Origin of the sequence: Pedobacter riviphilus (assembly GCF_014692875.1) — a bacterium.
GTDB classification, from domain to species: Bacteria; Bacteroidota; Bacteroidia; order Sphingobacteriales; family Sphingobacteriaceae; genus Pedobacter; species Pedobacter riviphilus.
The window spans coordinates 1024507-1038806 of the sequence record NZ_CP061171.1 but is presented as its reverse complement, the minus strand read 5'-3'; the positions used below and the strand labels follow the sequence as shown (position 1 = coordinate 1038806).

At 39.4% G+C, this 14300-nt stretch carries 9 protein-coding genes; all 9 read right to left on the bottom strand.

The features are described 5' to 3' along the window. Positions 1-10: 10 nt before the first annotated feature. The 9 genes from H9N25_RS04320 to H9N25_RS04280 are packed head-to-tail and all read right to left on the bottom strand — an operon-like array spanning position 11 to position 14291. Positions 11-1960, bottom strand: a complete 1950-nt coding sequence (locus H9N25_RS04320; RefSeq protein WP_190328059.1) for a M60 family metallopeptidase — start codon at positions 1958-1960, stop codon at positions 11-13. A gap of 17 nt (positions 1961-1977) precedes the next feature. Further along, positions 1978-3711, bottom strand: a complete 1734-nt coding sequence (locus tag H9N25_RS04315) for a LamG-like jellyroll fold domain-containing protein (protein ID WP_167293558.1) — start codon at positions 3709-3711, stop codon at positions 1978-1980. Positions 3712-3737: 26 nt separating this feature from the next. Then, positions 3738-5423 carry a DUF5008 domain-containing protein gene (locus H9N25_RS04310; protein ID WP_190328058.1) on the bottom strand — a complete coding sequence of 562 codons (1686 nt, stop codon included), beginning with the start codon at positions 5421-5423 and terminating at the stop codon, positions 3738-3740. Positions 5424-5453: 30 nt separating this feature from the next. Beyond that, positions 5454-6218: a fasciclin domain-containing protein gene (locus tag H9N25_RS04305; protein ID WP_223833581.1), complete on the bottom strand. Its 765-nt coding sequence runs from the start codon at positions 6216-6218 to the stop codon at positions 5454-5456. Then, positions 6209-7750 (bottom strand): RagB/SusD family nutrient uptake outer membrane protein, encoded by a 1542-nt coding sequence (locus H9N25_RS04300; RefSeq protein WP_190328057.1) that lies wholly within the window; start codon positions 7748-7750, stop codon positions 6209-6211. The genes H9N25_RS04305 and H9N25_RS04300 overlap by 10 nt, the downstream gene beginning before the upstream one ends. 11 nt (positions 7751-7761) lie before the next feature. Continuing rightward, positions 7762-10917: a SusC/RagA family TonB-linked outer membrane protein gene (locus H9N25_RS04295; protein WP_190328056.1), complete on the bottom strand. Its 3156-nt coding sequence runs from the start codon at positions 10915-10917 to the stop codon at positions 7762-7764. Between the two features lie 35 nt (positions 10918-10952). After that, positions 10953-11993: a DUF5007 domain-containing protein gene (locus tag H9N25_RS04290; protein ID WP_190328055.1), complete on the bottom strand. Its 1041-nt coding sequence runs from the start codon at positions 11991-11993 to the stop codon at positions 10953-10955. 10 nt (positions 11994-12003) lie between these two features. Next, positions 12004-12678 carry a hypothetical protein gene (locus H9N25_RS04285; RefSeq protein ID WP_167293553.1) on the bottom strand — a complete coding sequence of 225 codons (675 nt, stop codon included), beginning with the start codon at positions 12676-12678 and terminating at the stop codon, positions 12004-12006. 14 nt (positions 12679-12692) lie between these two features. Continuing rightward, the gene (locus H9N25_RS04280) at positions 12693-14291 is read right to left on the bottom strand and encodes a RagB/SusD family nutrient uptake outer membrane protein (RefSeq protein WP_190328054.1); all 1599 of its coding nucleotides are present in this window, start codon (positions 14289-14291) and stop codon (positions 12693-12695) included. Positions 14292-14300: the final 9 nt, after the last annotated feature.

Below are 14300 nucleotides of genomic sequence, written 5' to 3'. Positions count from 1 at the left end.
AAATTAGAGGTTATTTAATTACGCCCAACTCAGCCATAGCAGCATAAGGGAATGAGGCCACAGGTGAATTCCAACCATCTTTCAGTATAACTTTAAAAAACTTATTAAATACTGGTCCATTTGGGAATGTGAACTCATAACGTGCAAATGCATTTGGGATTTGTGTTGTGCCTACACTTGTAAAATTAACATTATCACTGCTCACTAATATTTCTATATTTTTTACCCGTTGAGCTGTAGAATTTCGCGGAACGAAATACATTCCTTTAACAGACATTCTTTTGTTTTCGCTATATACTATTGTATATGGGTAACCTTGTGCCGCGGTTGGTGCAGGGCTATACTGTGAATGCCAGTATGTTGCTGTATTGTTATCGAGCATGGCTGCCGGACTACCTTCATTAGACTGATTGGAACTTACTGTTACACTTGGCGCGAATGAAATTACTGAAGTACCACCAGTTTTATTTAAAGGATTATATGTCCAAACCTGACTCGCTAAAATTGGATATTTAGCAGAAACTTTAGCCACAACAGCATCACTAATAGAAATTCCCCAAGCATCAAAAAATGGCGCAAAATCTATTTTAGCATAATCAGATAGTTTTTCGTATACAAAGTTATGTTTGGTAATGTCGTTAGTATTTAAGCGGTCTGCGTGACGTGCCTCTGTATATAAATAAGTCATGGCACCGTAGCCATATTTTTCGAAAATTTGTACAAAAGGGGTCATTTTCATAAATGGCGCTTCATCTACTGTATTCATAGCTGCATCTGTATCGAAGTTTTTGGTTCCTGTACCACTTGCATAAGCAATCGCTTTAGGAAAACCACTGGATACTGCAGGATGTAGAATATTGTAGTTGGCCCCAATCCTATTGGCCACTTTAAAGCTGAACAGGTTGTTGGTGGTTTCGCCCAAAGTGCTCCAGCTCCATACGTTTGGTTGTTGACAGTTATGTCCAAATTCATGGTAAGTACCCCATTGGCCAGAACTGGTTGTAATTGAATTTAAACTGGTAAAGCTGGCAAACCAGTAAGAGTCATTTAAACCCACAAAAGGGAAACCATTGTGGCCATAACCCAAACTAAGCTGAATATCGAGTACCCCACGCCACTGACTTTGAGGGCTACGGTCTCTAATATCAGGGGCATTATCTGATAAACCCATCCAGGCATTGTAATCTAAAGCGAAAACATCGTTCCATTTAGTAAAAACAGCAGTTGGATTGGTAAAAGGCTCGTTAGAATTAAAAGTCGCCAATACCTTGTCTCTAGGAATGGTAAAAATAACACTTTTAGCTCTTAGCTCTAACCAGGGTACTTGCGAAGCTTTTACTTTAGCCACCCAATCGGCATCGCTGGTTTGGCCCAAAATAAAATCGGGCGATACCACAGCACCCGTAATGGTAAAAGTAACTGGGTTAGCATAAGCGAAAGTAGCCAAAATGTAAATATGACCACCGTAAAGGTTACGGATATAATTTACCCCGGCAACCAGTTTTTTTCTGTTATATATCACCGGATCGCGTAGCAATGGAGATTTACCAGCCAGGTTATCGGTATGTGCACCAATCTGTACGGTTAAACCATCAACCCCTGCCGGGACCACAAGTTTGATCAACTCACCTGGAGCAGCATAATAGCCTGTGCTGTATTGTGGTGATGGAGCAACAGAAATTCTTAAATTTTGTGCAGTTTGATCGGTAAAATTCAAATCCAATGTAAACTGAGCATCTTTTACCCTTGGCTCTGATTGATCTACCAAACCGGGAAATACCCTTGCCTTGGCGTACATCGATTTATCGATCAGTTTCATGTTGGTATCAATGGTTCCTTCAGCTACGTTCTGCGAATCATCAGGATATCCATCCGGAACTTCATAGCCATACTTTTTACAAGCAGTAAATACTACTAAAAGAGATAGGCCAAATATTTTAGTTAATTGATTAAATTTCATTTTATCAATATTTAAAGTTAATTAGTCGGTAATGATACAGTTGGGATATATAACCTGCCTGTTAAACCCCATTGAGGTGAAACAGCAATATTTAACCAATTGTAAATAAGTAGTGGAATATCGACACCATTAGGCACCGAAAGGTATGCTGCAGGAGAAATATCGGGCGAGATGTTTGGCGAAATTTCTTCAAAACCTGCAAATGTTACGTTACTGCTGTAAGTAAAATTGTTCCCTTTGCCCGATTGATCTAACATTGCGGTACCGCTTGTTTCATTTCCTGGCCAGAAACCTAACAAATTGTTGTAAAACGGCGTACTCGGTTTAATCTGTGTTCTCATAATTGCCGCTACATCAGTTGCAGACATGGCTACGTTAAACAAGGCTACATCCCTAATTAAAAGATTGGTTTGCGTATCGCCATTGGTCCCTACGTCACCACCCAACCTAAGGGGAATGTTGTTATCAATATTTCTTCCATTTATAGATCCTGAATACCTGGTTAGTCCATCAACATATAGCGTAAGCGTTCTTACACCGTTTAACAGGCCAATGGTAAAGGCTACAGTGTGCCAGCGTCCATCACGGATATCGATACCAAAACCCGGACGTGGAGAACCTCCCCAATCTAACTGTGCAGAGTTAGCACCGAACAGAAAGCCCCATCCGGTAGATGAAACGGAGTTAAAAGCATTTCTTTTTGCCAAAAACATTGGGTAATAATTTGCCTGTCCGTAATCGTCCCTAAATTTGAACATAAAGGTAAAATCGCCTGTGGTACCAAAATTACCAATCGCGGTATTATTTTGAATAGCGGTAACATTAGAATTGGTTGTTGCGATAAAACGCGGACCCGTACCAACAAATGGATAGCTATTGGGATCTGGCTGTGAAATCAATACCGACGAAAAGCGGGGATTATAAAAAGCGATATAAGCATTTCGTGAGACATCATTAAAAATATTTGATCCCGGCGTACCGCCAGATGGACCGCCACCTTTATTTGAAGCAATTACCACCAACCAGTTTTCTCCAGCATATCCCTTTCTGGCTTTTAGCGCTGTTAATATTTCGCCAATGTAACCATCTATACTTTTTATAGCGGCTGCATAAGCAGGTGTAGCAGCGGTATAACCATTAGCCAATCCCGCAGTTTCAGCACTATGAAACTGTGCCACTACCATTGATGGATTGTTACTGGTTAACTCGGTAACCACGCCGGTTTTTACTGCAGCATCATCTGCTACATTTTGTTTGATTGTTGCATCACCCGCCAGTTTATCGTTAAAAATCGTTGTTGAGGCAATTGAAACCGTTCTTGCATTATTGAGCGAACTTTTAATCCTCGTGAAAACTGTAGGAGTAGTTTGCAGGTTTAAACCAGAAAAATCTTCACTGGTTACATTGTGCTTTGTATAATCGTAACCGGTTAACATGGTTGTCCAGGCTGATGCATTGGTAATTACGTTATATTTATTATCAGCCAAACCTTCGTAAGTGTAAGTGGCTTTGGCATTAATCTGAGCCAGGTTAGTGGGTGCTAGCGCTTTTATTGCTGCACCGGTTACACCATCCAAAACGATATAAAGTACCTTTTTACCAGCCCCCAAACCTAGCGTATCGTTTCTGAAATTTTGTGGTAATGTATTTTCAAAATCCTTATTACACCCAGTGGCCATAAGGAATATTCCAAATACCAGGCAAAGGCCAAAGTATTTAAAGGTTGCTGTTAATGTAAATCCTTTTTTCATCTCTTTTATATTTGAAACTATATTGATCAATTAGCAAAATTTAGGCGTATGATATTGTGTGGTAAGACGCCATTAAAACGAAGGATATCGCCTACTAAAATAACCTGTGAACCTGTAGCAACTGAAGTTTCTATCATATCGTAAATTGCTCCCTGAAAACCACCGGTATTGTTGTACCCTACTGCTAGCTGCCCGTTGGCTTCTAAAACCATAAAGCCCTGGCGCAGGTAGTCGCCATATTTATTAAAGGAACCACTTACAATAATTTTCCCATTGTTAAGCTGCCCCACAAAATTGGTAATACCCCCTGTAATGGGCTGACCGGTAAAGGTTGTTACATTAGAGCCATCAGCATTTAACAGATTAATACCAGATGCAGCTTTACCGTTAAAACTGGTGAAAGTACCTCCTACCACAATTTTATTCGTGTTAGCATTATACCTAATTGAAATAATATCGCTATTGGCACCAGAACCTACATTAAAACTGTTATCTACGCTGCCATCAAGGTTTAATCTTACAATTCTATTGGCCTGTACACCATTAAAAGTACTAAATGTACCCACCAGGATCAGCTTTCCATCATTCTGCATCATGGCATCTAAAATTACGCCATTAGCACCTATCGCACTTTGACGGGTCGATTTGTTATAATGGAAAGTAGAATCCATCGAACCATCCATATTTACCCTTACTACCTGGCGCATACGTGTATAATCGTACACTTTTTCATCATAACTGGAGTTTGGCAAATACATACGCTTATAATTATTGAAGTTACCCACAAGGTAAACCTGCTCATTAAATACAAAGGTTTTTCTAATAAAGCCATCAACACCTGCATTAAAGGCTGAAATGGTATCGCCATTTTTATAGGTTTCCTGAGGTTTAGGATTAATTACATTCCTGAGGATCAGACTATCTAATGTTCCATTGCTATTTAAGCGGGCCACATTATTTAAAGTCTGGCGGTTGATGCGTGTAGAGTTAAAGCTGGTAAAACTACCACCAATGATGTATTTACCCGCTTGTGATCCGGTTGGGATGCGGGTAATAGAATAGATTGATTTATCTGCACCGCCAGCTCCTTTTCCAAAATTAACACCACTGGTGGAGTAAGCTCCATTGCCTAAAATCTGTGCAATGCCACCAATGGGTAATTTTTCTGTTCCATTTAACTCAAAGTCGTTAAAAGCACCCCCCAGAAAATAGTTGCCACCAGGTAAAGCCTCAATATCGTATATGGTACTAAGGCTAAAGCCATTGTTGCTGTTATTTGTTGCGCCGTTAATTACTTTCCAGCTGGCGTCAACACTCACTTTACCACCAACTTTAACAATCGGTCCGAAAAAGCTTTGCCCCTGTGAGGTAATCCACATACTACCAGTACTGGCCGTTAGTGGAACTTTGAAAGTTAAGGTACTATCGTTGGTAGATGCAGTAACCACCTCAGCTTCTATTTCATTTACATATACTTTAAAATCGTTGATGTATTTACTCAGGCCTTTTACCCTTACCGTTAAAACATCTCCTGCATTTACAACATCTGGTTCGATTGTTTTGGAAACGAAAGTAAGATCCAATGGTTTCTTACCTCCAGCGTAAGGATCTTCGCCAATGCCCTTTTCCTTCTTGCAAGAAACAAACGCTGTTGTTAAGCATATTGTCCCGAACAAAAACAGCTTAAATTTATATTTTATGTTAGTTAACATTTTATTCAATTTATGGATGAGATAATGGAGCTATTTTGTTGGTGGATTAATACCCGCTGATATGGCCTGCTCGATAAAAACATTGGTATTAAAGCCGAAATTATGCCTGATCTTTGTTAGCACATGCAAAACGCCATTGGTAGGCTGAATATCTGATGTAGCAATTGGAATATTGACTAATGCTACCTGAGGATTAGACAGATCGGGAATATAGGCAAGATACAATTGGCGGTAACCGGCATAAGCCACTCTTGAAAGTTCTTCGCCTTTATCGCTATACACCACCGCATCATTAAAAATTACCCCAATATTCATAATCCTGCCGCTATAAGACGTATAGCCCTGACCAGGAAAAGCAAGGTAAGATAAAGTATCACGCTGAGGATAATCTTTTAAACGGTTGCTACCCTTAAATATATATTGTGATAATATATTCTTCCATACTTCAGGTTTTATTTGCGATAATTGAGAAACGGTATCTTTACCAGTTGATCTCAACCTTACATTTAAGCCCTTAACGGATTTAAAGATCGAACCGCTTGGCGGTGCAAAAAATGTGATATTCTCTTTGCTGATCACATCTGCCAAACCAGCCAGTTTAATCACCGTTAGGGTTGAATCGAAAAACGGCTTCTTCTCTTCCATGTACTGCATAATATTGCCGTTATATTTTGCTTCATGTACACCCGTTTCTATATAGTATTTTTTACAGCTGGTTAAAACTGATAATACGCAAATTATTAAAAACAGCAGTGTTTTATAATTCTTTTTCATCATCATATCTATTAGTTCCAAAAATTATTGCCAATTAAACCCGGGTTTGCACTACGCTCGGCAGTAGTAATGGTAAGCGGCCATGTCCAGGCACCTGCATTTAGGTTAGCTACCGATATAGGTGCATTGGTGAAATCAGAATTCAATACCCTCTTTGTTCTTACCAGATCGAAAAAGAACTGTCCTTCGCCAATTAGCTCCCTACATCTTTCTTTATATATTTCGTCTTTTAGATCCTGTCCGCTTTGCGTTATCATTGGTGCATTGGCAGCTACAGTTACCCTATTTGCAAAATCTCTTGCTCCACCTTCGTCGCCAAGTTCTGCAAGCGCTTCGGCAGTTAATAAATAGCAATCAGGCAACCTGAAAATGATGGCACTATCATCGCTGGTAATGGATATTGCACTGCCTGAGCCGGTTGAATAAATATTTGCAAATTTTTTAAACTGGAACGCTCCGCCTTGAGCATCATAGTTTTCAAACCAGGTGGTTATCCTTGCATCTGGAGATCCCGGAGGATAAAGTTTACGGATATAATCGGTTGAATAAGCTATAGAACTTTGCGTTTTAGTTACATTGCCCTGATATGGATAATGCGACAAGTAATACGACAAACTTGCAGGCAAAGAAAATCCTTCTCCATAGTTAAAATCCTGCAAAATACCGAACAGGTTTTCAGAACTTCTTCCTTTAAAAATTTTAAGGGTATTGGCTGGGGTAATCGGCAGTATCTTATAATTACTATAAGTATCCAGTTCGGTAGCCAATGTTTTTACCGCATCGTAATATTTGGTTTTAACTCCGGTATCCCATGCTGCAGCCCACATGTTTAAATGCATTAACAGTGCTACTGCTGATGCTCTTGTAGGTCTGAAACCGTTTGATGTGGCATCGTTGTAGAAAGTAGGCAGATCATTTTTTGCTGCAGCCATATCTTCGATGCACTTGTTCAATACGGTTACTTGTGGTGTTCTGCCCTGTGCAGTACTGTGATAAGCATCTGTATAATAAATGGCATCACCGAATAATTTACAGATAAACATGTAGCTGAGGTTGCGCAAAAATACAGCCTCTGCTTTATAGCGTTTTTTATCGGCATCGGGCAAACTTGATGATGGTACTTTATCAACTTCGAAGTATAAGATGTTGGCCGCAGCAACTACATCGTACCATTCTTTCCAACTCATGATGTTTTTCATCATACCATTGAATCTTCCGGAACTGGCAACAAGAAATTTCATATTGTTATTAGTAAGTGCAATAAAAGTATTAGCACCATCGTTACTTAAGCTTCCTATGGCAACTTTATTGCCCCTCATTTCTAATGCAGGAAAAAATGCGCGGTCATCATTGTTAAAGAAAGTTGGTGTACCTGCCACTTTCGATTTTAATCGTGAGTAAATGCCGTTTGTAAATCCTTCTACATCTTCACGGGTTTTCCAAAAGTTGTTCCCACTCTGCGCTTCAATTGGTGTTACATTTAGAAATTTCTTACAGCCAAAAGCACTAAAAACCAGTGCAGCAATCAGAATTATGTATTTTGTATTTTTCATCTGTCTAATTTTTAAAACTCAATGTTTAAACCTAATGTAAACTGCTTTGGTGAAGGATAACCTCCTGAGTCATCTCTACCCAAACTGGTCACATTTTCAGGATTTGGCCCAGAGTAACGTGTGATAAAGCCAAGGTTTGCCGCAGTAGCATTGATACTTACCCTGTTCATTCCGAACCTGCTGGTAAATTTCTTATCAAAGATGTAATACACTTTAATCGAGTTTAACTTGAAGTAAGATCCATCTTCCTGAAATGCCGTTTGGTTTAACCTAAAAGGATCGATAATACGTGCACGCACAAAATCTAAAGGATTGGCATAAGTGGCATTCTGGCCAGGCGCACTCCAGTAATTCAGCTGATCCAGTGGCACCAAACTCGCGAACTGAAAATTACTATAGTTCTGTAATTGCTTACCTAATGGGTTATTAATAATATCGCGAACCAGGGTAAAAGAAGTGTTCACTTCTATACTCCAGTTTTTCCATTGCAGGTAGGAATAAAAGCCTCCTGTTATCTGCGGCTGAGAATTACCAGCAATTACCCGATCATTACCATCAAGTACATAATTTCCATCCAGATCGGTAAAAATAGGATCACCTGCCCTAAAATAATTCAAACGACCAGTACCTCCTACGCGGTAAGGCAAACCTGTATTCGGATCAACCGGCACTTGGGCATTAGTAGAGTAAACACCCTTTGTGTTGTATAGGTAGTTAGATAGTGAATTGGTACCTAAGCGATAATAAGTGTCTTGTTGTAAGGCTTTATCATAATAAATAAAATCTCTCAAATTATCAGGTAATTGTGCTAAAATTTCTCTGTTGATCGCTAAGTTTCCTGATATTGTCCACTTAAATGGGCTTGTAGGGTTTAATGGGCGCGCGGTTGTTTGAAACTCCCATCCGTAATTTACGTTACTGATTTCGTTAGAAGCAACTGTTTCGAATGAATTGGCACTTGAAATATCCTTGTATCTGAAAATATTATCATTCTGTTTATAATAAGTATCAAAAACGAATGAAAAACGGTTATTTAATAAGCTAAAATCAACTCCAGCATTATAAGTAGTTGCTCTTGTAGGTTGTAAATCTAAATTTGGCAACCTTTTTAAATCCAATATGATAGAATTGGCATTATTATAACGGTTTCCTCCCACATATTTACCATAAGCATCAAAAACTCCACCTACCGGTTGTATGTTAGAACCATAACTTAAACGGATATCAGCATAATCAACCCATTTTACATTCTGCATAAACTTTTCTTTGTTAAAGTTCCACTTTAATGCAATGGATGGATTGGCAACATAGCGGGCATTTTCGCCATTGGCCGAATTGGCATCTAAACGATAGTTAAAATCCAATACATATTTTTGTTTGTAGTTATAAGAAAATGCACCAGCAAAAGCAACGCTTCTGGCATCGTTATAATCAATAGTTCCTCCCAGTGAGGTCAGGTAATCGGTCATATTGGTTAAAGGCCCCCTTAATTGATCGTTAACTCCTTTTTCGTTCAAAATGGCATCGGCTTTAAAAAAGCTCGAGTTGATCTCAGTAAAAGCAAATAAATTGAAGGTATGTGAATCTTCTCCGGCTGCATCTTTTAAACCATACACATAAGAGAACTGGTTACGGTTGTACAACTTGGTGGCACGATCGTTATACGTATAATATTTAGATTGATTTCCGTTTAACGCCGCCGGTGAAAAATTATCTTTGGTACCGGTGCTATTGGTATAATTTAAGAAAGTAGCTATCCTAAAATTCTTAAAAAGTTCATATTCTGCATTAATGGTTGCAAAAGTTTGTAATGATTTATTGTCGTTATCGGTTTGCAGCTGCGCCAATACCCCACTTTGCGATGAAAATAGCGACGGTGAAGGCAATAAGCTTGAGGCCTGGCCTGTGGTGGCTAAACCACTATTTAAGAAACCATTGCCGCTGCCGACCTGTTGTTTTTGGATTGAATTCTGCAACTGACCATATAACTTAAATTTAGGCGTAGGATTGTATTGCATATTCATGTTCAGGTTATACCTCGAATAACCCGTGTTCTCTTGGATTCCAGTTTCATCATAAGCACCCAAGCCCACTTTATAGTTAAATGCTACATCGCCACCCGAAATGCTTACATTATGAGTTTGATTGAAAGTATTTCTGTAAAAATAGGATTGCCAATCGGTTGAGTTATTAAAGTAAGCATTTAAGCTATCTGCTAAAATGGGATTATAATTGATCAGATCTATTGCATGAGTATAACTGGTGTCATTTTGTAAAATCTGATTGATCCGCAACAGCCTTTCACCTTTACCTCCAATAACGCTGCGTAACTGAGGAACCATTGAAAAGAAAGATGCCCCTGAATAACGTACTACCGGTATTTTAGAATTACCACGTTTGGTGGTTACTAAAATAACCCCATAAGCTCCTCTCGATCCGTATAACGATGTGGCAGCAGCATCTTTTAAAGTAGTAATGTCTTCAATATCTTCTGGTGGGATCTGAGAAATAGGTGATACACCTGGACCTGCTTGTTGAAAACCATAAGAATAATTGGTATTGTCGTCAACAGGTACGCCATCAATTACAAACAATGGCGAAGTTGGAGTTAAGAAACTTGAGCTTCCAGAACCTGATACGTTGATATTTGAAATACCCCTTAAAGTAATGGAGCCCCTGAAACCCGGTGCGCCAGTGTTATTCTGAATGTTAAGTCCGGCAACTTTACCTTGTAAAAGCGACATGATATCACTCGCAGGCTGTCCTTGGATATCCTTACCCGAAATGCTTACGGTAGAACCAGTAGACAAAGTTCTGGTTTTGGTTTGATAACCTGCAGTTACGGTAACCTCTTTAAGGGTAGCGTTATCGCCCTGTAAAGTGAGGTTAATGGTGGTTCTTCCATTTACCTTTATGGTTTGGGTTATATAACTTAAATATTTAAAGGTAATTTCTGCATTTGATGCTACGGTAACCCTGTAATGGCCATCACCATCGGTTTGACCCAAAACCCTGCCAGCGCTTAAAATACTTACGCCGGGCATGGTTTCTTTCTTTTTTGATTCGCCATCATAAACCGTACCTGTAACCGCAATTTGTTGCTGTGCCAGGGCGAGATCGTGCAAACCAAAAATCAATAAAATTACTATGCTGTAAAAATACTTCATCGGAAATATGTTTTGTTTGGATTTAGTTTGTTTCATCAGTCGTTATCAAATTTTGGTTTGTCGTTCTTAAACTGAAAGATAATTTCCCAATCCCCCTCTTCGTAGATCTTGAAATTTAAGGCGAGATAACAGTGGAGCAAAACTGCACCAAATGCCTGCCTGTCGAACCTGAAAACCACCCTTGCCGCACCACCATCTGTTGTGGTATATTTTGTAGGATATGCGGTTAAAGGAATCGGATAAGCCACATCAAATTTTACTTTGGTGGCATCTTTTATCATATTAAAACCATGTACCAAATTGCCCCAATCGGTTAAAGCAAACTTATTTGGATCGATAACCTGAGCCAGCGTATCTATAAATTTAAAACTGATGCTATGTCCGGAATAGCCTGGCAGCCCTTTTGGCAATTTATTAAACACCACGGCTACATCACTCGATGATAAGAACTGATTGGTTCTTGTTCCAGTAATAAATAAACCTGCAGGACTCACAGAGGTTGATGTTCCCTGTCCTGTTATCGGATCTAATGGCGATGGCTCATAAGGGCGTTCGCGCAATGGACTAAGACGGAAATTCTGAAAATATTTCCTTCCACCGGTATTCGACATTTCTACGTCAAAAACATAACCCGAATCTGGTTGTGCCTTAATCATATTAGAGTTGGCTTCGGCCCACATTAAAAATTCGCCTGAATGTGGGCGTACTTCGAAAAGTGGATGGTTTTCTATTACGCGTTTTGCTTCAATTTCGGCCAGCGATTTTTCGGTACCATCATAGGCTGTTTTCCATACTTTAACCGGATAAAGTTTGGTTAGTTCAGGAGCAGGCTCGCCACCAAAAGTACGCATGTTTACAATTTTAAAATCCAGAGGCCTGCTCGAATTGCCGTATGTAAAATTATTGGTAAATAAGGTGTTTCTACCTAAAGTAGGCTGATATAGAAACTGTGTGTACTGGCTATCATTGGCTATAGACAACCTATTATCTGGTAAATTTTTCTTACACGATACCAATACGAGCATCATGCCTGTTAGCATTATCGCTACACTAAGAAAGTATTTTTTAGTTTTCATCTTCATAAGGCTATTGGTCTAATCTGTATGTAAATTCATCAAACCCAAAATTGTGCAACGGGGTTAAAATGTTTATGGTAGCATTATTGGTTTTGATGTTAATGGCGTTGGTATTGGTGGTTACCCAGTTGAGCCTAATGGTTGAGCCGTACATATCGCTATATTCGAGTGTAGTGGCTCCCCCACCTATAAAGCCTGATGCATTAGCCTGTAGTGCTTTAACATGCATGGGGTAGTTAGAAGCTACTGTTGTTACCGAAATACCATCAATCGTACTGGCATAAGTAGCAGATGTTAAGTTTCCCCTTATAATATATTTTGAAAGCATAAATGCCAGTTCCAACGGATCTGCGGTGCTTAAATAAATAGGCCCTTTCCCTTCTGCTTTTCTGGTTTGGTTTAAATATTTAACCGATGCCGCGAAATTTTCATTTACAGGTGCAAACAAGGTTACTTTCTGATTGGTTAAAGAATCCTTCAAAAAAGGAAAACGGTCCAACACCAAAAGCAGCGAATCAAAAGTGTTCGGTTTCGATTTTAAATAATCCACTGCAGTTCCTTTATAGGTTTGCACCGTATTGGTATAGTCGTAATAAGGAGAATCGTTTTTTTTGCAGGCACTTAAATAAATACCCATTACAGCTATTAGCAACAATAGGCTATGTTTATATAATTTCTTTTTCATGATCTTCTGATTGATTATTGCCAGTATGGGTTTTGGGTAACCGATGGATTTGCATTGATTACATCTTGAGATACCGGCCAGTAAATACCTCCTGCACGCTCAAACTGCGTGAATGTAAGTGACACACCATTTTTCTTGATGAAGGTACCGGTAGCATTTTTAAGCCTGTTGTAACGTACAATGTCGTACCATCTCCAACCTTCTCCCATTAACTCCCTTCTGCGTTCTTCAAAAATGGCATCAACCAAATCTTTGCCCGATGCAGCATTATAAGTAGCTGTTCCTCTCAAGTTTGCTGCTTTGTTCAGTGCAGAAATGGCTTCATCACGCTGTCCCAATACAGCACAGGCCTCGGCTCTAAGCAAGGTGATTTCTTCAATACGGCTAAACAGCATGGTAGAACTGAACAGGGTTAAGTTACCAGAGGTTTGAGCCGTATAAATTACTTTGATCTTGTTAAAAATGGGTTGTTCTGAAGTGAAGTTGTAAAAATAATTTGTTCGGTATAAGCCTGTAACAGGGTTAATGCTAAACCTTAAATCTCTAGGATCGGTAAATATTTTAAGGATACTATCCTTTGGCACAAACATTTCAGGTTGCGTTTTAGGAATAAATGGCGATGCCAAAGTTAACTGCTCAATATGGCCGTTAGCAGTTGATAAACCATTACCTGCCTCAAATGGAAAACCAACCAGTACAGTTGCGCGTTTAAACGCAAATGGACTATAGTAATTTACATTCTCAGTAAGGGCGTCCATATCCAAATAAACAATCCCATTCGAACCACTTCCGTTAGATTTGGTATAATTATCCAACACAAATTTTGAGTAAGTGGCTGCATCCAGGTAATTGCCTTGCCAAGCCGCAATGTGGGCTAAGATAATATAGGCCGATAAGCGGGTAAAAATATTTCCGTTCCAGCTTGCCCAGCCTGCGCCATAATAAAGCCCTGGTAGAATTGGATCATCGCCACCGTATTTAAAAGGTACTACCTGTGCTGCAGCCAATAGCTCGGTTGTAGCAAACTGTAAAACTTTTTCTTTTGCGGTTCTTGGCAATTGTACGAAATCGCCGTCGTGCGATGAGGTTAACAAAGGCACATCCCCCCAGATTCTTACCATATAGAAATAAGCAAATGCCCTTAATATTCTGGCCTGTGCAACATCTACATTATTGTTTATCTGAGTATAACGCGAATCTAATGGTATTATCTGCTTAGAGCGCTCGATAAATAAACTCGCAGCATTAACTACGGCATAAAACCTACGCCAGTTGGTAATCCTGTTAATTACAGGGTTCTGTGCATTTAACTGCCCCGCAACAATAGATTTAAGATCTGCCCTGTTGGTGATCTGAAAATCGCCCTGGCGTAAATCGCCCATTAACCAATGGGTGTTATCGGAAACGGTAGCCGAACGCATCAGTCCATATACCGAAAGTAAGTTTGCACGGGCGTCTTCCAACGTTTTCCAATTACTTTCTTCTGTAGCTAATCTTGTTGATTGTACATCATCAATTTTCTTACAGGAGAAATTGCCCATACCAACAATGGTTAGTGCTAGCACTAGGGTAACCGACCTGTAGATACTAATTTTATAATTAGAATATTTCATATCAATAAT

Excerpts from the sequence above, each read along its gene's own strand:
- H9N25_RS04320 (WP_190328059.1), bottom strand. The coding sequence starts at position 1,960 with ATGAAATTTAATCAATTAACTAAAATATTTGGCCTATCTCTTTTAGTA.
- H9N25_RS04315 (WP_167293558.1), bottom strand. The coding sequence starts at position 3,711 with ATGAAAAAAGGATTTACATTAACAGCAACCTTTAAATACTTTGGCCTT.
- H9N25_RS04310 (WP_190328058.1), bottom strand. The coding sequence starts at position 5,423 with ATGTTAACTAACATAAAATATAAATTTAAGCTGTTTTTGTTCGGGACA.
- H9N25_RS04300 (WP_190328057.1), bottom strand. The coding sequence starts at position 7,750 with ATGAAAAATACAAAATACATAATTCTGATTGCTGCACTGGTTTTTAGT.
- H9N25_RS04295 (WP_190328056.1), bottom strand. The coding sequence starts at position 10,917 with ATGAAGTATTTTTACAGCATAGTAATTTTATTGATTTTTGGTTTGCAC.
- H9N25_RS04290 (WP_190328055.1), bottom strand. The coding sequence starts at position 11,993 with ATGAAAACTAAAAAATACTTTCTTAGTGTAGCGATAATGCTAACAGGC.
- H9N25_RS04285 (WP_167293553.1), bottom strand. The coding sequence starts at position 12,678 with ATGAAAAAGAAATTATATAAACATAGCCTATTGTTGCTAATAGCTGTA.
- H9N25_RS04280 (WP_190328054.1), bottom strand. The coding sequence starts at position 14,291 with ATGAAATATTCTAATTATAAAATTAGTATCTACAGGTCGGTTACCCTA.